This is a genomic window from Pseudomonas sp. LB3P81, assembly GCF_054897965.1.
In genome coordinates, this window is the sequence record NZ_JBUBVG010000001.1 from 3997644 (window position 1) to 4018023 (window position 20380).

Sequence of the window (20380 nt, forward strand, 5' to 3'; positions counted from 1 at the left end):
TCCGCGCCGGCGACGCAGGTGTCACGGGCGGGGAGCGCTGTTCATTCTTTCGCAGAGTCTACAGGGGCTGGGGCTTCTTCGGCTTCCTCGTCTGCGGAATCGGGTGCTACTTCGGCCTCGGCAGCGGGCTCGACTTCCACTTCGTCGGTGGTTACCGAGCCGCTGTCATAGCTGGTTTCGGCAGCACTTTCGTACTTTTGCTGGATCGCACTGAAGCCGCCAGCCAGCGCGCCAATAAAGCCGAGGGCAATCACCACGACCCACAGCGAAGACAACACTTTGACCGCCGTGGTGTTCGGCGGTGGTGGAGGGCCGTAGCGATTGGCGATGTTGGTGCCCGGGACGCACATGATCACGAACGGAAAGAAACTGCCTACGAACGGCACAAGATTCAGCAACCAGAGCCAGCCGGACCAGCCAATGTCGTGCAGGCGCTGAACGCTGATCTGAATGCTGACGACCGCGATGGCGATGCACAGGAAAAATGCCACCAGACCGCCGACAATCAGGCCTGCGGTTGAATTGCTACTGATCAGGGCAATGGCGAAAATGGCCACGACAGACCCGATGCCCAGCATCACTAACGTCAGCACCATGGTCCAGGCCAGGTAGCGCAAACGGCCGATACGTCCTTCGATGCCAAAAGGCTTGAGCATGGCGTACTGCGGCAGGCTTTCGCCGACCGTGGCTTGGGGCGGTGCATACGGCGACTCCGGATCTGCGAATACCGGTTGGCTGCTGGCGGGAGCGTGATGAACGTCGGCCAGGTTCAATTCAATCGAGGGTTCGGCTTCGATACGGGCATCGATGCCGGTTTTCGTCAGCGCCTGATGATAGTTTTGCGCCTCTGTCTGCGACAGACCTTGCTTGAGCGCAACCGTTTGTCCGGTGAACAGCCGTTCGATGGCCGCCACTTCGCTTTTGTACAGCGCCGCCAGATTGAGTTTGGCAGTGGTGATATCGACCCCCGGCAGCAGAGCGCCGTCGAACACGATCTTGAAACGGTTGTCGGTCATTGCGAGGCATCCTTGTCGCGAGTGTTCGGAAAGTTGGAGTGTTGCGAGCCGGAGTGTAAGGCCAGCCGGGGATGGCTGGCCCAATTTTCCTGTCAGCGTGGCCAGCGTTTCGGTAGCTGTGCTGCCAGTTCCAGCGCCTTGCGGTATTCAGCGTCCAGCCGGGCGACCAATTGATCCACGCTCGGCAAATCATCGATCTCCCCTACGCCCTGGCCAGCGGACCACACGGTTTTCCACGCCTTGGCTTCATCGCTCAATGGCTTGAGCTTGGAGCCGAAGTTGACTTCACCCTTGCCTTGCAATGCCGCCATGTCGAAACCGGCAGCTTCCAGGCTCTGGCGCATAAAGCTCGCCGGTACGCCCGACACCGCTGGAGTATGGATGATGTCTGCCGCTCTGGAAGTCAGCAGCATCTCTTTATAGGCGTCAGGCGCGTGACTTTCAGCGGTGCCGATAAATCGCGTACCGAAGTAGGCCAGATCCGCACCGAGCAATTGTGCAGCCAGAATCTCGTGGCCGTGGTTCAGACAGCCGGCCAGCAGCAGCGTCTTGTCGAAGAACTGGCGGATTTCGGCAATCAACGAAAACGGGCTCCAGGTGCCGGCGTGTCCACCGGCGCCCGCGGCCACGGCAATCAAGCCATCGACGCCTGCTTCGGCGGCTTTCTCTGCATGGCGACGGGTCGTCACGTCATGGAAGACCAGGCCGCCATAGCTGTGAACGGCATCGACCAGTTCTTTCACGGCGCCGAGGCTGGTGATCACGATCGGCACTTTGTGCTCGATGCAGATGTCCAGGTCCGCCTGCAGCCGCGGGTTACTGTTGTGGACGATCAGGTTCACGGCATACGGCGCGGGGTTATCCAGTGTCGCCAGGCCAGCTTCGATTTCTTCCAGCCAGGCCTTGAAGCCGCTGCTCTCACGCTGGTTCAGCGCGGGGAAGCTGCCCACCACGCCATTACGGCAGCAGGCGAGCACCAATTGTGGATTGGAAATCAGAAACATCGGCGCCGCCACGACGGGCAAACGCAAACGTTGTTCGAGCAAAGCGGGCAGCGACATTGGAAATACCCCGGTGAGTGGTGCCGATTGAAGTTAGAACGGCCGAACGACGACCAGAATTACGATAGCCAGCAATATCAGAACCGGCACTTCATTGAACCAGCGATAAAAGACATGGCTGCGGGTGTTCTCGCCACGGGCAAAACGTTTTACCTGCGCGCCGCACATGTGGTGGTAGCCGATCAGGATCACCACCAGGGTCAACTTGGCGTGAATCCACGCACCCTGACTGAAAATGCCTGGGTTCAGGCCGATCAGCGCGATGCCGAAAATCAGGGTGGCGATCATCGCCGGCCCCATGATGCCGCGGTACAGCTTGCGCTCCATCAGGCTGAAGCGCTCTTTGCTGACAGTGTCTTCGCTTTGGGCGTGATAGACGAACAGGCGCGGCAAGTAAAACAGGCCGGCAAACCAGCAGACCATGCTGATGATGTGAAGCGCTTTGAGCCACAGATAAAGCATTTTTGGTTATTCCCAGGTTCACGGTAGCGAAGATAGTAGAGGGTAGAGCGTCCGCACGTCACCTTGACGGTTGTCGCAGGACGATGCGGGCCCTATTATCGACGGCTTTCCAGTGGGTTCGTTGAGGGCAGGTTTATGGTCAAGGTCGGTATCGTCGGCGGCACGGGTTACACCGGTGTCGAACTGCTGCGTCTGTTGGCACAGCATCCGCAGGCAGAAGTGGTCGTGATCACTTCCCGATCCGAGGCCGGTCTGGCCGTGGCTGATATGTACCCGAACCTGCGCGGTCATTACGATGGCCTGGCGTTCAGCGTTCCGGACATCAAGACCCTGGGCGCCTGCGACGTGGTGTTCTTCGCCACGCCTCATGGTGTTGCCCATGCGTTGGCGGGTGAACTGCTGGCGGCCGGGACCAAGGTCATCGACCTGTCGGCGGACTTCCGTCTGCAAGACGCAGATGAGTGGGCCAAGTGGTACGGCCAGCCGCACGGTGCGCCACAGCTGTTGGAAGAGGCGGTTTATGGCTTGCCGGAAGTCAATCGCGAGCAGATCAAACAGGCTCGCCTGATCGCCGTACCGGGTTGCTACCCGACCGCCACGCAATTGGGTTTCCTGCCATTGCTCGAAGCCGGTCTGGCCGATACCACTCGCTTGATCGCTGACTGCAAATCCGGCGTCAGCGGTGCCGGTCGTGGTGCTTCCGTAGGTTCGCTGTACTCCGAGACGTCGGAAAGCATGAAGGCCTACGCCGTCAAAGGTCACCGTCACTTGCCGGAGATTCGCCAGGGGCTGCGTCGCGCAGCGGGCAAGGACGTCGGGCTGACCTTCGTTCCGCACCTGACGCCGATGATTCGCGGCATTCACTCGACGCTTTACGCGACGGTCGTGGATCGCTCGGTGGATCTGCAGGCGCTGTTTGAAAAACGCTATGCCAACGAACCGTTCGTTGATGTGATGCCAGCAGGCAGCCACCCGGAAACCCGCAGCGTGCGCGGTGCCAACGTCTGCCGTATCGCCGTGCATCGTCCCCAGGACGGTGATCTGGTGGTGGTGTTGTCGGTGATCGATAACCTGGTCAAAGGCGCGTCGGGTCAGGCAGTGCAGAACCTGAACATTCTGTTTGGGCTGGATGAGCGTCTGGGCCTGTCCCACGCCGGCATGCTGCCGTAAGGTTTATCCCGCTCAGCAAAAAGGCCCGTCGAACGGGCCTTTTTGCATTTACGGCCGGCAATCGGGTTTATTGATATACCGTAACAATAGTTGACCGCTTTTCTAGGAGAAGCGGATAATGCGCGTCATCACGCATTATGGCGGCGTAACGCCGGGAGATAGTCAGCATGAGCGTCGAATCCTTCACCCCCACCGCTTTGCAATTCACCCACGGTGCCGCGCACAAGGTGAAGAGCCTGGTCGATGAAGAGGGGAATGATCGCTTGAAGCTGCGCGTATTCGTTACGGGCGGCGGTTGTTCAGGTTTTCAGTACGGCTTCACTTTCGATGAAGAAGTGGCCGATGACGACACCATCGTCGAGCGCGAAGGCGTGAGCCTGGTCGTTGACCCGATGAGCTTCCAGTACCTGGCAGGCGCCGAGGTGGATTATCAGGAAGGTCTGGAAGGTTCGCGTTTCGTGATCAAGAATCCGAACGCCAGCACCACGTGTGGCTGCGGCTCTTCGTTCTCGATCTGATCGCGCTTATCAGCATTATAAAACGCCGCATGGCTTCAGGGCCTTGCGGCGTTTTGTTGTCCGGCGTTTAGACGGGGTAGATGGCGCCGAGTATGCGCAAACCTCGGGCACCGGTGACACTTGGGCGATTGGCCGCAATGCCTTCCAGGCAGCAATGGGCCAGCCAGGCGAAAGCCATGGCTTCAACCCAGTCCGGGTCAACACCGTGAGTGGCTGTGCTGCTGACTTTCGCGTTCGGCAATAGACTGGCCAGGCGGTTCATCAGTGTGGCGTTGTGCGCGCCGCCACCGCAGACCAGCAACTCCCGAGTATCCGATTGAGCGCTTTGCAGTGATTCGGTGATGGTCAGCGCGGTCAGTTCCAGCAGCGTTGCTTGCACGACTTCGGCGGCGAAGGTCGGCAGCTTTGATAGATGCTGTGTCAGCCATGGCAGGTTGAACACTTCTCGGCCGGTGCTTTTCGGGCCTTTGGTCACGAAGAATGGATCGCTGAGCAATGCTTTCAACAGAACAGGTTCGACCTTGCCGGTGGCGGCCCATTGGCCGTCGCGATCAAAGTTGTCGCCTCGCTGCTGATGAATCCAGGCGTCCAGCAATACGTTCCCCGGGCCGCAGTCGAAGCCCGCTACGGGTTTGCCGGGCTCGATCAGGCTGAGGTTGCTGAAGCCGCCAACATTCAGTACTGCACGGTTGCCGGCCTGTTCTTCAAACAAGGCTTCGTGGAAGGCGGGAACCAGTGGAGCGCCTTGACCACCTGCGGCCACATCGCGGCTACGGAAGTCGCTGACCACGGTGATGCCGGTCAATTCGGTCAGCAGGGCAGGGTTGCCGATCTGCACCGTGAAGCCGCGCGCAGGTTCGTGGCGAATGGTCTGGCCGTGGCTGCCAATCGCGCGAATGTCTTCGGGTTTCAGGTTTTGTTGATCAAGAAGGGTGTGAATGCCCTGTGCCGCCAGCTTCACCCAGTTCTGCTGGGCGATGGCGGAGCGGGCAATCTCGTCCGGGCCGCTGGCGCACAAGCCAAGCAGCTCGGTACGCAGTGAGTCAGGCATGGGAATGTAGTGCGTGGCGATCAGCTTGATCGCCGGGGTCAACTCTACCAGCGCAATGTCCAGGCCATCGAGGCTGGTTCCGGACATCACACCTACATAGAACGTCATGGCTTAGCGCTTGCTCGAAGCCAGTTGGGTGGCTTTCTCTTGGTCCATGCGCGCCATCATCGGCTGACTCTGCGCGAGGAAGCGAGCGCGTTCTGCTTTGGAAATCGGATCGGCCATCGCGACTTTTTGACCCAGCGGATCGACGTGAACGCCATTGACTTGGAACTCGTAGTGCAGGTGCGGGCCAGTAGACAGGCCGGTGGTGCCGATGTAGCCAATGACTTGACCCTGCTTTACAGAGCTACCGGTCTGGACGCCTTTGGCAAATCCCTGCATGTGGCCATACAGCGTGCGATAGGTGTTGCCGTGTTGAATGATCACGGTATTGCCGTATCCGCCGCGGCGACCGGCCAACAACACTTTACCGTCACCGGCCGCCTTGATTGGCGTGCCGCGCGGAGCTGCATAGTCGACACCTTTGTGGGCGCGGATCTTGTTCAGGATCGGGTGTTTGCGGCCCATGGAAAATTTCGAGCTGATGCGGGCAAAGTCTACCGGCGTACGGATAAACGCCTTGCGCATGCTGTTGCCGTCGGCGGTGTAGTAGCTGCTGTTGCCTTGTTTGTTGGTGTAACGCACGGCAGTGTAGGTCTTGCCGCGGTTGGTGAAGCGCGCTGAGAGGATCGGTCCGTTGCCAACGGCCTTGCCGTTGACAACCTTCTGCTCATAGATCACGTCGAACTCGTCACCCTGGCGAATATCCAGAGCGAAGTCGACGTCGTAGCCAAACACACTGGCCATGTCCATGGTCAGGCTATGAGACAGACCGGCGCGAGCGGCGGACTGCGACAGCGAGCTGTTGATCACGCCATGAACGTAGGCGGAACGCACGGTGGGCTTGGCGGTGATGCGATTGAACACAAAACCCTTGTCATTCTTGGTCAGGGTGATGCTTTCAAGGTCGCTGACCTTGCTGTGCAGATTGGTCAATTGGCCTTCAGGGCTCAGTTCGAATTCAAGTTTCTGGCCATGCTTGAGCTGGCTGAATTGCTTGGCCTGCTTGTCGCTGGCCAGTATTTCATGCACCGAAGTAGCCGGAAGACCGACTTTCTCGAACAGGGTGGAGAGCGTGTCACCTTTGGCGACGATCACTTCCCTGTGGTTGGGCGCCTTCTTTTCTTCGACAACCGGCGCGGGTGCGGCCTGGGCGGTTTCCTGGGGCTCTTCGGCGCTGTTTTCGATCTGCGCGAAAGGGGAAGTTGCCGGCTCATTTGTGGCTTGGACCGCGTCGGCGGCGTCTTGATCTTGTGTCAGTTGTTCAGCAGGGCTTTCCAGTTCAAGACTCAGAGTCGTCTTTTTGGCTTCAACATCACTGGAAGGGAATACCAGAAGCGCCAGGCTCAGAAGGGCGGCGATGCCACTTGCTGCGAGCAGGTGGGTCTTCGGGTAAAGCGGTGGCGCTTTAGACGATTCTTTGGTCATGGGTAATTTTGACTTTGAAAAAAGATGAATTGGAAAAGATGAATGACATGATGAAGATGAAATAACTGTATAAAATATAACCAAATCATCTCTGAAGCAAGTCCGTGGTCACTCTGCCAGCGGATTGGCGTCATTGCGCCGGCCAAACTTTGTATTTGACGCGTGATCTTGTATGGTTGGTTCCCTTTGAATTCGAGCCTTGCGGGTCTGTTATGAAGTCGGTTGAAGAGCAGCTAGCGCTGATCAAACGTGGTGCGGAAGAACTGTTGGTCGAGTCCGAGCTGATCGAAAAGCTCAAGCGTGGCCAGCCGCTACGTATTAAGGCAGGCTTCGATCCGACCGCGCCGGATTTGCACCTGGGTCACACCGTGCTTATTAATAAGCTGCGTCAGTTCCAGGAGTTGGGGCATCAGGTGATCTTCCTTATAGGTGACTTCACCGGGATGATCGGTGATCCGAGCGGCAAGAGCGCAACGCGTCCACCGCTTACCCGTGAGCAGGTTCTCGAGAATGCCGAGACCTACAAGACTCAAGTCTTCAAGATTCTTGATCCGGCGAAAACCGAAGTGGCGTTCAACTCCACCTGGATGGATCAGATGAGTCCGGCCGACTTCATTCGCCTGACATCACAGTACACCGTTGCTCGCATGCTCGAGCGTGACGACTTCGACAAGCGCTACACGACCAACCAGCCAATTGCCATTCACGAGTTTCTCTATCCGCTGGTTCAGGGTTACGACTCGGTCGCCTTGCGCGCGGATGTCGAGCTGGGCGGCACCGACCAGAAGTTCAATCTGCTGATGGGGCGTGAGCTGCAGCGTGGTTATGGTCAGGAGGCTCAGTGCATTCTGACTATGCCGTTGCTCGAAGGCCTGGACGGCGTGAAGAAGATGTCCAAATCCCTTGGCAACTATGTCGGCATCCAGGAGGCGCCAGGTGTGATGTACGGCAAGCTGGTTTCCATTCCGGACGCGCTGATGTGGCGTTACTTCGAATTGCTCAGCTTCCGTTCCATGGATGAGATCGATGCGCTCCGCGCTGAAGTCGAGGCGGGCGCCAATCCACGTGATATCAAGATCAAGCTGGCCGAAGAGATTGTGGCGCGCTTCCATGGTGAAGAGGCGGCGGCCAATGCCCATCGTGGGGCGGGTAACCGTATGAAGGATGGCGAGCTGCCGGATGATCTGCCGGAAATCGAGTTGACCGCTACTGAAGACATGCCGATTGCTGCCGTCCTTAATAAGGCGGGCCTGGTGAAGAACTCGGCGGTGGCGCGTGATCTACTGAATTCTGGCGGTGTGCGTATAGATGGTGAGGTTGTCGATCGCACCTTTATTTACGTGCTGGGCGCGACCCATGTTTGCCAGGCTGGAAAGAAGGCATTTGCGCGTATTTCGCTTAAAACCGAATAAAGCTGAAATTAGGGGTTGACGGTAGATTCTGGAAGTCTATAATTCGCCCCACTTCCGGCGCAGTCGAAACGGAAAACTCCTTGGTAAACAAGGAGTTACGCAGTTTTCGACAGCGAGGTGCTTCAGATCATCGAAGCCCAGAAGGAGTTGGTAAGGCAGTGTGTTTTCGCCTTATTGACGTTTCGATCGTCTCGGTCGAAAGCGGAGAAAAAGAGGTGTTGACAGCAGCGAGTAACGCTGTAGAATTCGCCTCCCGCTAACGAGAGATCGGAAGCGCAAGTGGTTGAAGTTGCAAAGGAAACTTTGAAAACTTCTGAAAATAACCGCTTGACAGATGCAGAGGACGCTGTAGAATGCGCGCCTCGGTTGAGACGAAAGATCTTAACCAACCGCTCTTTAACAACTGAATCAAGCAATTCGTGTGGGTGCTTGTGGAGTCAGACTGATAGTCAACAAGATTATCAGCATCACAAGTTACTCCGCGAGAAATCAAAGATGTAACCAACGATTGCTGAGCCAAGTTTAGGGTTTCTTAAAAACCCAAAGATGTTTGAACTGAAGAGTTTGATCATGGCTCAGATTGAACGCTGGCGGCAGGCCTAACACATGCAAGTCGAGCGGTAGAGAGAAGCTTGCTTCTCTTGAGAGCGGCGGACGGGTGAGTAATGCCTAGGAATCTGCCTGGTAGTGGGGGATAACGCTCGGAAACGGACGCTAATACCGCATACGTCCTACGGGAGAAAGCAGGGGACCTTCGGGCCTTGCGCTATCAGATGAGCCTAGGTCGGATTAGCTAGTTGGTGAGGTAATGGCTCACCAAGGCGACGATCCGTAACTGGTCTGAGAGGATGATCAGTCACACTGGAACTGAGACACGGTCCAGACTCCTACGGGAGGCAGCAGTGGGGAATATTGGACAATGGGCGAAAGCCTGATCCAGCCATGCCGCGTGTGTGAAGAAGGTCTTCGGATTGTAAAGCACTTTAAGTTGGGAGGAAGGGCATTAACCTAATACGTTAGTGTTTTGACGTTACCGACAGAATAAGCACCGGCTAACTCTGTGCCAGCAGCCGCGGTAATACAGAGGGTGCAAGCGTTAATCGGAATTACTGGGCGTAAAGCGCGCGTAGGTGGTTTGTTAAGTTGGATGTGAAATCCCCGGGCTCAACCTGGGAACTGCATTCAAAACTGACAAGCTAGAGTATGGTAGAGGGTGGTGGAATTTCCTGTGTAGCGGTGAAATGCGTAGATATAGGAAGGAACACCAGTGGCGAAGGCGACCACCTGGACTGATACTGACACTGAGGTGCGAAAGCGTGGGGAGCAAACAGGATTAGATACCCTGGTAGTCCACGCCGTAAACGATGTCAACTAGCCGTTGGGAGCCTTGAGCTCTTAGTGGCGCAGCTAACGCATTAAGTTGACCGCCTGGGGAGTACGGCCGCAAGGTTAAAACTCAAATGAATTGACGGGGGCCCGCACAAGCGGTGGAGCATGTGGTTTAATTCGAAGCAACGCGAAGAACCTTACCAGGCCTTGACATCCAATGAACTTTCCAGAGATGGATTGGTGCCTTCGGGAACATTGAGACAGGTGCTGCATGGCTGTCGTCAGCTCGTGTCGTGAGATGTTGGGTTAAGTCCCGTAACGAGCGCAACCCTTGTCCTTAGTTACCAGCACGTCATGGTGGGCACTCTAAGGAGACTGCCGGTGACAAACCGGAGGAAGGTGGGGATGACGTCAAGTCATCATGGCCCTTACGGCCTGGGCTACACACGTGCTACAATGGTCGGTACAGAGGGTTGCCAAGCCGCGAGGTGGAGCTAATCCCATAAAACCGATCGTAGTCCGGATCGCAGTCTGCAACTCGACTGCGTGAAGTCGGAATCGCTAGTAATCGCGAATCAGAATGTCGCGGTGAATACGTTCCCGGGCCTTGTACACACCGCCCGTCACACCATGGGAGTGGGTTGCACCAGAAGTAGCTAGTCTAACCTTCGGGAGGACGGTTACCACGGTGTGATTCATGACTGGGGTGAAGTCGTAACAAGGTAGCCGTAGGGGAACCTGCGGCTGGATCACCTCCTTAATCGACGACATCAGCTGCTCCATAAGTTCCCACACGAATTGCTTGATTCATTGAAGAAGACGATAAGAAGCAGCCCTGACGGGTTGTAGCTTGGTTGGTTAGAGCGCACCCCATGCTTTGTGGTAAAGAGCAGGGTGAGGTCGGCCTGATAGCTCAAAATTGGGTCTGTAGCTCAGTTGGTTAGAGCGCACCCCTGATAAGGGTGAGGTCGGCAGTTCGAATCTGCCCAGACCCACCAATTTTTGTGTGGGAACCTGTAGCAATACGGGGCCATAGCTCAGCTGGGAGAGCGCCTGCCTTGCACGCAGGAGGTCAACGGTTCGATCCCGTTTGGCTCCACCACTACTGCTTCTGTTTGTTGAAAGCTTAGAAATGAGCATTCCATGGTGATCATGGTGAATGTTGATTTCTAGTCTTTGGCTAGATCGTTCTTTAAAAATTTGGGTATGTGATAGAAAGATAGACTGGATAGCACTTTCACTGGTGTTTATTCAGGCTAAGGTAAAATTTGTGAGTTTAATCGCGAATTTTCGGCGAATGTCGTCTTCACAGTATAACCAGATTGCTTGGGGTTATATGGTCAAGTGAAGAAGCGCATACGGTGGATGCCTTGGCAGTCAGAGGCGATGAAAGACGTGGTAGCCTGCGAAAAGCTTCGGGGAGTCGGCAAACAGACTTTGATCCGGAGATGTCTGAATGGGGGAACCCACCTAACATAAGTTAGGTATCTTAAGCTGAATACATAGGCTTAAGAAGCGAACCAGGGGAACTGAAACATCTAAGTACCCTGAGGAAAAGAAATCAACCGAGATTCCCTTAGTAGTGGCGAGCGAACGGGGACTAGCCCTTAAGTGGCTTTGAGATTAGCGGAACGCTCTGGAAAGTGCGGCCATAGTGGGTGATAGCCCTGTACGCGAAAATCTCTTGGTCATGAAATCGAGTAGGACGGAGCACGAGAAACTTTGTCTGAATATGGGGGGACCATCCTCCAAGGCTAAATACTACTGACTGACCGATAGTGAACTAGTACCGTGAGGGAAAGGCGAAAAGAACCCCGGAGAGGGGAGTGAAATAGATCCTGAAACCGTATGCGTACAAGCAGTGGGAGCCCACTTTGTTGGGTGACTGCGTACCTTTTGTATAATGGGTCAGCGACTTATTTTCAGTGGCGAGCTTAACCGAATAGGGGAGGCGTAGCGAAAGCGAGTCTTAATAGGGCGTCTAGTCGCTGGGAATAGACCCGAAACCGGGCGATCTATCCATGGGCAGGTTGAAGGTTGGGTAACACTAACTGGAGGACCGAACCGACTACCGTTGAAAAGTTAGCGGATGACCTGTGGATCGGAGTGAAAGGCTAATCAAGCTCGGAGATAGCTGGTTCTCCTCGAAAGCTATTTAGGTAGCGCCTCATGTATCACTGTAGGGGGTAGAGCACTGTTTCGGCTAGGGGGTCATCCCGACTTACCAAACCGATGCAAACTCCGAATACCTACAAGTGCCGAGCATGGGAGACACACGGCGGGTGCTAACGTCCGTCGTGAAAAGGGAAACAACCCAGACCGTCAGCTAAGGTCCCAAAGTTATGGTTAAGTGGGAAACGATGTGGGAAGGCTTAGACAGCTAGGAGGTTGGCTTAGAAGCAGCCACCCTTTAAAGAAAGCGTAATAGCTCACTAGTCGAGTCGGCCTGCGCGGAAGATGTAACGGGGCTCAAACCATACACCGAAGCTACGGGTATCACTTAGGTGATGCGGTAGAGGAGCGTTCTGTAAGCCTGTGAAGGTGAGTTGAGAAGCTTGCTGGAGGTATCAGAAGTGCGAATGCTGACATGAGTAACGACAATGGGTGTGAAAAACACCCACGCCGAAAGACCAAGGTTTCCTGCGCAACGTTAATCGACGCAGGGTTAGTCGGTCCCTAAGGCGAGGCTGAAAAGCGTAGTCGATGGAAAACAGGTTAATATTCCTGTACTTCTGGTTATTGCGATGGAGGGACGGAGAAGGCTAGGCCAGCTTGGCGTTGGTTGTCCAAGTTTAAGGTGGTAGGCTGGACTCTTAGGTAAATCCGGGAGTCTAAGGCCGAGAGCTGATGACGAGTGTTCTTTTAGAACACGAAGTGGTTGATGCCATGCTTCCAAGAAAAGCTTCTAAGCTTCAGGTAACCAGGAACCGTACCCCAAACCGACACAGGTGGTTGGGTAGAGAATACCAAGGCGCTTGAGAGAACTCGGGTGAAGGAACTAGGCAAAATGGCACCGTAACTTCGGGAGAAGGTGCGCCGGTGAGGGTGAAGGACTTGCTCCGTAAGCTCATGCCGGTCGAAGATACCAGGCCGCTGCGACTGTTTATTAAAAACACAGCACTCTGCAAACACGAAAGTGGACGTATAGGGTGTGACGCCTGCCCGGTGCCGGAAGGTTAATTGATGGGGTTAGCTAACGCGAAGCTCTTGATCGAAGCCCCGGTAAACGGCGGCCGTAACTATAACGGTCCTAAGGTAGCGAAATTCCTTGTCGGGTAAGTTCCGACCTGCACGAATGGCGTAACGATGGCGGCGCTGTCTCCACCCGAGACTCAGTGAAATTGAAATCGCTGTGAAGATGCAGTGTATCCGCGGCTAGACGGAAAGACCCCGTGAACCTTTACTATAGCTTTGCACTGGACTTTGAATTTGCTTGTGTAGGATAGGTGGGAGGCTTTGAAGCGTGGACGCCAGTTCGCGTGGAGCCAACCTTGAAATACCACCCTGGCAACTTTGAGGTTCTAACTCAGGTCCGTTATCCGGATCGAGGACAGTGTATGGTGGGTAGTTTGACTGGGGCGGTCTCCTCCTAAAGAGTAACGGAGGAGTACGAAGGTGCGCTCAGACCGGTCGGAAATCGGTCGTAGAGTATAAAGGCAAAAGCGCGCTTGACTGCGAGACAGACACGTCGAGCAGGTACGAAAGTAGGTCTTAGTGATCCGGTGGTTCTGTATGGAAGGGCCATCGCTCAACGGATAAAAGGTACTCCGGGGATAACAGGCTGATACCGCCCAAGAGTTCATATCGACGGCGGTGTTTGGCACCTCGATGTCGGCTCATCACATCCTGGGGCTGAAGCCGGTCCCAAGGGTATGGCTGTTCGCCATTTAAAGTGGTACGCGAGCTGGGTTTAGAACGTCGTGAGACAGTTCGGTCCCTATCTGCCGTGGACGTTTGAGATTTGAGAGGGGCTGCTCCTAGTACGAGAGGACCGGAGTGGACGAACCTCTGGTGTTCCGGTTGTCACGCCAGTGGCATTGCCGGGTAGCTATGTTCGGAATAGATAACCGCTGAAAGCATCTAAGCGGGAAACTAGCCTCAAGATGAGATCTCACTGGGACCTTGAGTCCCCTGAAGGGCCGTCGAAGACTACGACGTTGATAGGTTGGGTGTGTAAGCGCTGTGAGGCGTTGAGCTAACCAATACTAATTGCCCGTGAGGCTTGACCATATAACACCCAAGCAATTTGCTGACCTGAAGAGGCACCAGATTGCGGTGTGTGAAGACGAAACGAACCGAAAGTTCGAGTAAAAACACACAAACTATCGCATACCCATTCGCTGGAGCGTGATCTCGCAAGAGAACACGACCTGGCTCCCGAATTTCTTGACGACCATAGAGCATTGGAACCACCTGATCCCATCCCGAACTCAGCAGTGAAACGATGCATCGCCGATGGTAGTGTGGGGTTTCCCCATGTGAGAGTAGGTCATCGTCAAGATTAAATTCCGAAACCCCTATCTGCGTATGCAGGTAGGGGTTTTGTTTTGCCCGCAGGAAAATCTGCCCAGTACGGTTTCTATGCAACAGTTCAAGGCATGGCTATCATGCGGGCCTCATTGTGAGGCGAGACTTGCATGCTGACATTGTTAAAGCTTCTTAAGGATGGCCGATTCCATTCAGGTCAGGCCCTGGGCGCCGCTTTGGGTGTCAGTCGTAGTGCTGTATGGAAACAGCTTCAGCTTTTAGAAGCTGAACTTGGCTTGTCCATCCACAAAGTGCGAGGGCGCGGTTATCAACTGGCTTCGCCGTTGACTCTGCTTGATTCTGTCGCGATAGCAGAGCAGGCGCCTTCTTGTGATTGGCCCATTCTGGTTTTCGATTCAATTGACTCCACGAATGCTGAAGCGCTGCGTGCAATTGATCGTGGCCAGGCGTCGCCATTCCTTGTGCTCGCCGAGCGGCAGACGTCTGGTCGTGGACGCCGTGGGCGTAAGTGGGCGAGTCCTTTCGCGGAAAATATCTATTACAGTCTGGTGCTGCGTATTGATGGTGGCATGCGCCAGCTGGAAGGCCTGAGCCTTGTTGTCGGGCTTGCTGTCATGCAAACCCTGAGAGGGCTGGGTGTTTCAGATGCGGGCTTGAAGTGGCCGAACGATGTTCTGGTTGGTCAGAAAAAAATCGCGGGAATATTGCTCGAGTTGGTCGGAGATCCTGCTGATGTGTGTCACGTGGTGCTGGGTGTTGGAATTAATGTGAATATGCAGATGACCGATGAGGTTGATCAGCAGTGGACATCCATGCGGCTCGAGTCGGGGCGGGCATTCGATCGCAATCAGCTGGTCGCGCGGTTGGGTCAGATGCTCCAGGTATATTTGGGTCGGCATCAAGTCGACGGATTTCCCGCTATCCAGGCTGAGTGGGAACAAAATCATCTATGGCAGGGACGGGCGGTGTCATTGATCGCCGGTGTTAACCAAATAGATGGCGAGGTGCTGGGTATTGATAGTCAGGGTGCTCTGCGCTTGAAGGTGGGTGGTGTGGAAAAAGTCTTTAGTGGTGGTGAGCTCAGCTTGAGGTTGCGTGATGATTCTTGAGCTCGACTGCGGAAACAGTTTCATCAAGTGGCGAGTACTTGGCGCGGGTGCGCGCCAGACGGTCGGTGAAGGAGTCGTCGATTCGAATCTCGCATTGCTGGAGAGTTTGAATGCGCTCAAGGGGCTTGCTCTCAAGTTCTGTCGGTTGGTCAGTGTCAGAACGGTCGAGGAAACCGGTGCGTTGGTTTCTCTGCTGACAGAGACTTTTGAAGTGTCGGTAGCTTGCGCGGCCCCTGCTCGCGAAATGTCTGGGGTTCGCAATGGCTACGAGGAGTTCGAACGCCTGGGGCTAGATCGCTGGCTGGCAATGCTAGGAGGCTTCCACTTGGCATCGCGTGCTTGCCTGGTGCTGGATTTCGGCACTGCTGTCACTGCGGATTACGTCGCCGGTGATGGAGAGCATCTCGGAGGATTCATTTGTCCGGGTATGCCGTTGATGCGGAATCAGTTGCGTACCCATACCCGTAAAATTCGTTATGGTGATCTCGCTGCCGAGCGCGCTCTGGAAAGTCTCGTCCCGGGTCGGACAACCGTCGAAGCGGTTGAGCGGGGTTGCTCGCTGATGCTCAGGGGGTTTGTTCTGACTCAGTTAGAGCTCGCGCGTAGCTACTGGGGGGAAGATTTTTCCGTATTCCTTACTGGTGGGGATGCGGGGCTGGTTTCCGAGATCGTGCCTGAGGCCAGAGTGGTTCCAGATCTGGTATTTGTAGGTTTGGCTATGGCATGTCCTTTGTCCTGAGGTTCATATGCGTTGGTTGTTCCTGCTGCTGCTTGTTCTCAACGTGTTCTATTACATCTGGCACCAACAAGAGGCTCCTCTGCGTGCGAAGGATGTCACTCCTTTGAGTTTGTATCGGGGGGCTCAGCAGGATATTCGCTTGTTGAGCGAGACGACTGATGCATCCCGGGATAAAGGAAAAGCTGCTCAGGCGGACAATAGCTGTCTGTACTTGGGTGGTTTTGTTCGTCCAGAAGCTGCTCAGGCTGTTGAGCGGCGCTTGAATGGCATGGAGATCAAATATCAGTCCCTGCCAAAGGATCTTCCCGAGTTTGCGGGTTACTGGGTGCGCGTGGCCCCAGAAAGCCGGCGCTGGCTGGATGATGTACAGCTGCAAAACCTTTCCAGAGAATTCAATGAGTTAAAACATAAAATAATGCCGTGCGAGGGGGTTGCGCCCGCTGAATAGTTTGCATAGAATGGCGCCCGCTTCGCAGTGAAGACCTTTAAAGGTCAACGGTGCAAAGCGAGGTCAACGCAGCTAACCTCAGGTTTTTAATGAGAAAATGCTTGACAGAAGGCTGGCATGATATAGAATGCCGGCTCGCTTAGGAGGGGTTCCCGAGCGGCCAAAGGGATCAGACTGTAAATCTGACGTCTACGACTTCGAAGGTTCGAATCCTTCCCCCTCCACCATTTTTAGCGAGAGCTGCAAGCCTCGCGGGTATAGTTTAGTGGTAGAACCTCAGCCTTCCAAGCTGATGATGCGGGTTCGATTCCCGCTACCCGCTCCAAGTTTGCAGGTTTTGCACAGTGTTACGCTCTTGTAGCTCAGTTGGTAGAGCACACCCTTGGTAAGGGTGAGGTCAGCGGTTCAAATCCGCTCAAGAGCTCCATATAACAAGGCAGATATGAAAATATCTGCCTTTGTTTTAATGGTCTGGTTGTGTTTCGTTGTTCCAGGGGTGGTTTGAATCCCGGTGCTGGTGAGGCGCAAAGGCTGTTGAGTAAATTGTTGTAATGTCTTTTTTGGGCCGGCATAATGGTCGGCCTGATTTTGTTTTAGGTCAGTAGCTCAATTGGCAGAGCGACGGTCTCCAAAACCGTAGGTTGGGGGTTCGATTCCCTCCTGACCTGCCAGATTCACTTGGTGTGTCTGGCTTTCTTTTCACAGGATCTTCATAGATGACTCCTAAAGCTGAAGCTCAAGGCTCTCGCTTCGATCTGCTCAAGTGGCTAGTAGTAGTCGCTTTGGTGGTTGTTGGCGTTGTTGGTAATCAGTATTACTCTGCTTCGCCGATCCTGTACCGTGTGCTTGCATTGCTTGTCATTGCTGCTGTAGCTGCCTTTGTAGGCCTGCAGACAGTCAAGGGCAAGTCTTTCTTTGTGCTGGTGAAGGAAGCTCGCACCGAGATTCGTAAAGTCGTATGGCCAACTCGCCAAGAAACCACGCAGACCACATTGATTGTTGTGGCTGTTGTTCTGGTTATGGCGTTGCTGTTGTGGGGGCTCGATTCCCTGCTCGGCTGGCTCGTTTCCTTGATTGTCGGCTAAGGGTGTCCCGTGGCTAAGCGTTGGTACGTTGTGCATGCTTACTCCGGTTACGAGAAGCATGTCATGCGCTCGTTGGTAGAGCGCGTAAAGCTGGCTGGCATGGAAGATGGCTTTGGCGAAATTCTGGTTCCCACTGAAGAAGTGGTTGAAATGCGTAATGGCCAGAAACGCAAAAGCGAGCGCAAGTTCTTCCCAGGTTATGTGCTGGTTCAGATGGACATGAATGAGGGTACTTGGCACTTGGTCAAGGATACTCCTCGGGTGATGGGTTTCATCGGCGGTACCGCTGATAAGCCTGCGCCAATCACTGATAAAGAGGCGGAAGCGATTCTGCGTCGCGTTGCTGATGGTAGCGACAAGCCGAAGCCGAAGACGTTGTTCGAGCCAGGCGAATCGGTACGTGTCAACGACGGGCCGTTTGCCGATTTTACCGGTACGGTTGAAGAAGTTAACTACGAAAAGAGCCGGATCCAAGTGGCAGTGCTCATTTTCGGTCGCTCTACTCCGGTAGAGCTCGAGTTCAGCCAGGTCGAAAAGGTCTAGCTGGGCAAGCATCCCAACCCCGCAGCCCTAGGCTGTGGGGTTTTGTCGTCACTGGGATAAACGCGCAAGTAACCGGGGAGCCTTTCGAGGCGTTCGAACCCGTAATTGGAGTGCCTCATGGCCAAGAAGATTACCGCTTACATCAAGCTGCAAGTGAAGGCCGCTCAGGCTAACCCAAGCCCACCTGTTGGTCCTGCTCTGGGTCAGCACGGCGTGAACATCATGGAATTCTGCAAGGCTTTCAACGCCCGTACTCAGGGTATTGAGCCAGGTCTGCCGACTCCAGTGATCATCACTGTCTACAGCGACCGTAGCTTCACTTTCGAAACAAAATCCACCCCTGCTTCGGTTCTGCTGAAGAAGGCGGCCGGTCTGACTAGCGGTTCCGCTCGTCCGAACACCGTTAAGGTTGGCACCGTGACTCGTGCTCAGCTGGAAGAAATCGCGAAAGTTAAAAACGCGGATCTGACTGCAGCTGATATGGAAGCAGCCGTGCGTACCATCGCCGGTTCTGCTCGTAGCATGGGCCTTAACGTGGAGGGTGTGTAATGGCTAAGTTGACCAAGCGTCAAAAGGCTATCGCCGGCAAAATCGAAGCAGGCAAGTCCTACAACTTTGTAGATGCTGCTGCTCTGCTGGCTGAGCTGTCGACTGTAAAGTTCAGCGAGTCGTTCGACGTTGCTGTGAACCTGGGTGTTGACCCGCGTAAATCCGACCAGGTCGTTCGTAGCGCTACCGTGCTGCCACACGGCACTGGTAAGACTGTTCGCGTTGCTGTGTTCACCCAGGGTCCAGCTGCCGAGGCCGCTCTGGCTGCCGGCGCTGACCGTGTAGGCATGGACGACCTGGCTGCCGAAATGAAAGGCGGCGACCTGAGCTATGACGTAGTTATCGCATCCCCGGATGCAATGCGCGTTGTAGGTCAGTTGGGTCAGATCCTCGGTCCACGTGGTCTGATGCCTAACCCTAAAGTCGGCACCGTAACCCCAGACGTAGCTACCGCGGTTAAAAACGCCAAGGCTGGTCAGGTTCGTTATCGCACCGACAAAAACGGCATCATCCACACTTCCGTTGGCAAAATCGGCTTCGACGCCGTCAAGCTGAAGGAAAACGTTGAAGCCCTGATCGCTGATCTGAAGCGTATCAAGCCAGCTTCCTCGAAAGGCATTTACGTCAAGCGCGTTACCCTGAGCACCACCATGGGCCCAGGTCTGGTCATCGACCAAAGCTCGCTCGACGCGTAAGACACAGGTTGGCGCAAGCGATTGCGCCAATTGAAAGATTGGGGTCCCTGCCTGGCGGGGGCTATCCAAGACCGTAGGCGACGCAAGTCTTAAACCTCAAGCCTACGCAGATGGTGCTCCCGGTTCCTTACCGAATCAGACACCAAAACGACATCCGGCTCCGGTTGGATGAAACGGTAACAAGCAGGAGTTAAACCCGTGGCAATTAAACTCGAAGACAAGAAGGCCATCGTCGCTGAAGTCAACGAGGCTGCCAATGTTGCCCTGTCTGCTGTTGTGGCTGATGCCCGCGGTGTGACAGTAGGCGCTATGACCGGACTCCGTAAAGAGGCTCGTGAAGCTGGCGTTTACGTACGTGTTGTACGTAACACCCTGCTCAAGCGCGCCGTTGCTGGCACTCAATATGACGTGCTCAACGACGTGTTCACTGGCCCGACCTTGATTGCATTCTCTAAAGAACATCCGGGCGCTGCTGCTCGTATCTTCAAGGAATTCGCAAAAGGTCAGGATAAGTTCGAGATCAAGGCAGCTGCGTTCGAGGGCAAGTTCCTCGCAGCTAATCAGATCGACGTACTGGCAAGTCTGCCGACCCGTGACGAAGCAATTTCTCAGCTGATGAGCGTGATTCAAGGCGCAACCAGCAAATTGGCTCGTACTCTGGCGGCCCTTCGCGACCAGAAAGAAGCTGCCGCAGCCTAAGGCTGAGCGACTCCTTTCAGCGTTTATTGTTTATTTCGATGGCCGCGTAGGCTGTCACCCCAATACAGGAATTTATAGTCATGTCTCTGACTAACGACCAAATCATCGAAGCAATCGGCGAAAAATCCGTTCTGGAAATCGTTGAGCTGATCAAGGCCATGGAAGAGAAGTTCGGCGTTTCCGCTGCCGCTGCTTCCGCTGGTCCAGCTGCTGTTGCTGCCGTTGTTGAAGAACAAACTGAATTCAACGTCATGCTGACCGAAGCTGGCGAGAAGAAAGTTAACGTGATCAAGGCAGTACGTGAACTGACCGGTCTGGGCCTGAAAGAAGCCAAGGCAGTAGTTGACGGCGCTCCTGGCATCGTTCTGGAAGCTGTTTCGAAAGACGCAGCTGACAAAGCAAAAGCCACTCTGGAAGAAGCAGGCGCTAAAGTCGAGCTGAAGTAAGCATCGACTTTGCACCTCCAGCCCAAGCGT

At 54.9% G+C, this 20380-nt stretch carries 17 protein-coding genes, 6 tRNA genes and 3 rRNA genes; 21 read left to right on the forward strand and 5 right to left on the reverse strand.

The window, feature by feature from the left end; all coding sequences use genetic code 11:
- Positions 1-41: 41 nt before the first annotated feature.
- From ACYZTL_RS18400 to hemJ, 3 genes are all read right to left on the reverse strand, one after another.
- Positions 42-1016, reverse strand: coding sequence for a DUF805 domain-containing protein (locus ACYZTL_RS18400; RefSeq protein ID WP_461952985.1), 975 nt, complete (start codon positions 1014-1016; stop codon positions 42-44).
- Between the two features lie 92 nt (positions 1017-1108).
- Complete coding sequence (locus ACYZTL_RS18405) at positions 1109-2077, reverse strand: NAD(P)H-dependent flavin oxidoreductase (RefSeq protein ID WP_461952986.1); 969 nt, start codon at positions 2075-2077, stop codon at positions 1109-1111.
- 33 nt (positions 2078-2110) lie between these two features.
- Positions 2111-2539, reverse strand: a complete 429-nt coding sequence (hemJ, locus tag ACYZTL_RS18410; protein WP_461952987.1) for a protoporphyrinogen oxidase HemJ — start codon at positions 2537-2539, stop codon at positions 2111-2113.
- 135 nt (positions 2540-2674) lie between these two features.
- Here hemJ and argC point away from each other — a divergent pair, with 135 nt between their 5' ends.
- A complete protein-coding gene (gene argC / locus ACYZTL_RS18415) occupies positions 2675-3709 on the forward strand; it encodes an N-acetyl-gamma-glutamyl-phosphate reductase (RefSeq protein ID WP_017341086.1) in 1035 nt (344 codons plus the stop codon).
- A gap of 167 nt (positions 3710-3876) precedes the next feature.
- Entirely contained in the window at positions 3877-4227 is a 351-nt protein-coding gene (gene erpA, locus ACYZTL_RS18420) for an iron-sulfur cluster insertion protein ErpA (protein ID WP_007947969.1), read from the forward strand.
- A gap of 67 nt (positions 4228-4294) precedes the next feature.
- Here the strand turns inward: erpA and ACYZTL_RS18425 are convergent, their stop codons facing one another.
- Entirely contained in the window at positions 4295-5386 is a 1092-nt protein-coding gene (locus ACYZTL_RS18425; protein ID WP_461952988.1) for an anhydro-N-acetylmuramic acid kinase, read from the reverse strand.
- Positions 5387-5389: 3 nt separating this feature from the next.
- Positions 5390-6808, reverse strand: coding sequence for a peptidoglycan DD-metalloendopeptidase family protein (locus ACYZTL_RS18430; protein WP_461952989.1), 1419 nt, complete (start codon positions 6806-6808; stop codon positions 5390-5392).
- Between the two features lie 212 nt (positions 6809-7020).
- Here ACYZTL_RS18430 and tyrS point away from each other — a divergent pair, with 212 nt between their 5' ends.
- From tyrS to rplL, 19 genes are all read left to right on the forward strand, one after another.
- Complete coding sequence (gene tyrS, locus ACYZTL_RS18435) at positions 7021-8220, forward strand: tyrosine--tRNA ligase (protein ID WP_461952990.1); 1200 nt, start codon at positions 7021-7023, stop codon at positions 8218-8220.
- 552 nt (positions 8221-8772) lie between these two features.
- A 16S ribosomal RNA gene (locus tag ACYZTL_RS18440) occupies positions 8773-10309 on the forward strand.
- Positions 10310-10470: 161 nt separating this feature from the next.
- Positions 10471-10547, forward strand: a tRNA-Ile gene (locus tag ACYZTL_RS18445).
- 28 nt (positions 10548-10575) lie between these two features.
- Positions 10576-10651, forward strand: a tRNA-Ala gene (locus ACYZTL_RS18450).
- Positions 10652-10887: 236 nt separating this feature from the next.
- Positions 10888-13779: ribosomal RNA gene (locus tag ACYZTL_RS18455) — 23S ribosomal RNA — on the forward strand.
- 155 nt (positions 13780-13934) lie between these two features.
- Positions 13935-14050: ribosomal RNA gene (rrf, locus tag ACYZTL_RS18460) — 5S ribosomal RNA — on the forward strand.
- The 16S, 23S and 5S rRNA genes sit together here with 2 tRNA genes alongside, the layout of an rRNA operon.
- 136 nt (positions 14051-14186) lie before the next feature.
- Complete coding sequence (gene birA, locus ACYZTL_RS18465; protein WP_461952991.1) at positions 14187-15146, forward strand: bifunctional biotin--[acetyl-CoA-carboxylase] ligase/biotin operon repressor BirA; 960 nt, start codon at positions 14187-14189, stop codon at positions 15144-15146.
- A complete protein-coding gene (locus ACYZTL_RS18470) occupies positions 15136-15885 on the forward strand; it encodes a pantothenate kinase (RefSeq protein ID WP_461952992.1) in 750 nt (249 codons plus the stop codon). The genes birA and ACYZTL_RS18470 overlap by 11 nt, the downstream gene beginning before the upstream one ends.
- A gap of 7 nt (positions 15886-15892) precedes the next feature.
- Positions 15893-16333, forward strand: a complete 441-nt coding sequence (locus tag ACYZTL_RS18475; protein ID WP_461952993.1) for a hypothetical protein — start codon at positions 15893-15895, stop codon at positions 16331-16333.
- Between the two features lie 142 nt (positions 16334-16475).
- Positions 16476-16560: transfer RNA gene (locus ACYZTL_RS18480), tRNA-Tyr, on the forward strand.
- Between the two features lie 24 nt (positions 16561-16584).
- A tRNA-Gly gene (locus ACYZTL_RS18485) sits at positions 16585-16658 on the forward strand.
- 26 nt (positions 16659-16684) lie between these two features.
- Positions 16685-16760 (forward strand) — tRNA-Thr (locus ACYZTL_RS18490).
- 168 nt (positions 16761-16928) lie between these two features.
- Positions 16929-17004 (forward strand) — tRNA-Trp (locus ACYZTL_RS18495).
- Positions 17005-17049: 45 nt separating this feature from the next.
- Entirely contained in the window at positions 17050-17418 is a 369-nt protein-coding gene (gene secE, locus ACYZTL_RS18500; RefSeq protein WP_007896620.1) for a preprotein translocase subunit SecE, read from the forward strand.
- Positions 17419-17427: 9 nt separating this feature from the next.
- Entirely contained in the window at positions 17428-17961 is a 534-nt protein-coding gene (nusG, locus tag ACYZTL_RS18505; protein ID WP_007896622.1) for a transcription termination/antitermination protein NusG, read from the forward strand.
- 117 nt (positions 17962-18078) lie between these two features.
- Positions 18079-18510 (forward strand): 50S ribosomal protein L11, encoded by a 432-nt coding sequence (gene rplK / locus ACYZTL_RS18510; protein ID WP_008030880.1) that lies wholly within the window; start codon positions 18079-18081, stop codon positions 18508-18510.
- On the forward strand, positions 18510-19205 hold the full coding sequence (gene rplA, locus ACYZTL_RS18515; protein WP_461952994.1) for a 50S ribosomal protein L1: 696 nt from the start codon (positions 18510-18512) through the stop codon (positions 19203-19205). The genes rplK and rplA overlap by 1 nt, the downstream gene beginning before the upstream one ends.
- A gap of 198 nt (positions 19206-19403) precedes the next feature.
- A complete protein-coding gene (rplJ, locus tag ACYZTL_RS18520; RefSeq protein ID WP_007896629.1) occupies positions 19404-19904 on the forward strand; it encodes a 50S ribosomal protein L10 in 501 nt (166 codons plus the stop codon).
- An 80-nt stretch (positions 19905-19984) separates the two neighbouring features.
- Positions 19985-20350: a 50S ribosomal protein L7/L12 gene (gene rplL / locus ACYZTL_RS18525; RefSeq protein ID WP_007896630.1), complete on the forward strand. Its 366-nt coding sequence runs from the start codon at positions 19985-19987 to the stop codon at positions 20348-20350.
- Positions 20351-20380: the final 30 nt, after the last annotated feature.

What these genes read in the sequence shown, in the direction of transcription:
- ACYZTL_RS18425 (WP_461952988.1), bottom strand. Translation starts at nt 5,386, where the DNA reads ATGACGTTCTATGTAGGTGTGATGTCCGGAACCAGCCTCGATGGCCTG.
- birA (WP_461952991.1), top strand. Translation starts at nt 14,187, where the DNA reads ATGCTGACATTGTTAAAGCTTCTTAAGGATGGCCGATTCCATTCAGGT.
- tyrS (WP_461952990.1), top strand. Translation starts at nt 7,021, where the DNA reads ATGAAGTCGGTTGAAGAGCAGCTAGCGCTGATCAAACGTGGTGCGGAA.
- ACYZTL_RS18400 (WP_461952985.1), bottom strand. Translation starts at nt 1,016, where the DNA reads ATGACCGACAACCGTTTCAAGATCGTGTTCGACGGCGCTCTGCTGCCG.
- hemJ (WP_461952987.1), bottom strand. Translation starts at nt 2,539, where the DNA reads ATGCTTTATCTGTGGCTCAAAGCGCTTCACATCATCAGCATGGTCTGC.
- ACYZTL_RS18430 (WP_461952989.1), bottom strand. Translation starts at nt 6,808, where the DNA reads ATGACCAAAGAATCGTCTAAAGCGCCACCGCTTTACCCGAAGACCCAC.
- secE (WP_007896620.1), top strand. Translation starts at nt 17,050, where the DNA reads ATGACTCCTAAAGCTGAAGCTCAAGGCTCTCGCTTCGATCTGCTCAAG.
- erpA (WP_007947969.1), top strand. Translation starts at nt 3,877, where the DNA reads ATGAGCGTCGAATCCTTCACCCCCACCGCTTTGCAATTCACCCACGGT.
- ACYZTL_RS18470 (WP_461952992.1), top strand. Translation starts at nt 15,136, where the DNA reads ATGATTCTTGAGCTCGACTGCGGAAACAGTTTCATCAAGTGGCGAGTA.
- rplL (WP_007896630.1), top strand. Translation starts at nt 19,985, where the DNA reads ATGTCTCTGACTAACGACCAAATCATCGAAGCAATCGGCGAAAAATCC.
- ACYZTL_RS18475 (WP_461952993.1), top strand. Translation starts at nt 15,893, where the DNA reads ATGCGTTGGTTGTTCCTGCTGCTGCTTGTTCTCAACGTGTTCTATTAC.
- rplK (WP_008030880.1), top strand. Translation starts at nt 18,079, where the DNA reads ATGGCCAAGAAGATTACCGCTTACATCAAGCTGCAAGTGAAGGCCGCT.
- argC (WP_017341086.1), top strand. Translation starts at nt 2,675, where the DNA reads ATGGTCAAGGTCGGTATCGTCGGCGGCACGGGTTACACCGGTGTCGAA.
- rplA (WP_461952994.1), top strand. Translation starts at nt 18,510, where the DNA reads ATGGCTAAGTTGACCAAGCGTCAAAAGGCTATCGCCGGCAAAATCGAA.
- ACYZTL_RS18405 (WP_461952986.1), bottom strand. Translation starts at nt 2,077, where the DNA reads ATGTCGCTGCCCGCTTTGCTCGAACAACGTTTGCGTTTGCCCGTCGTG.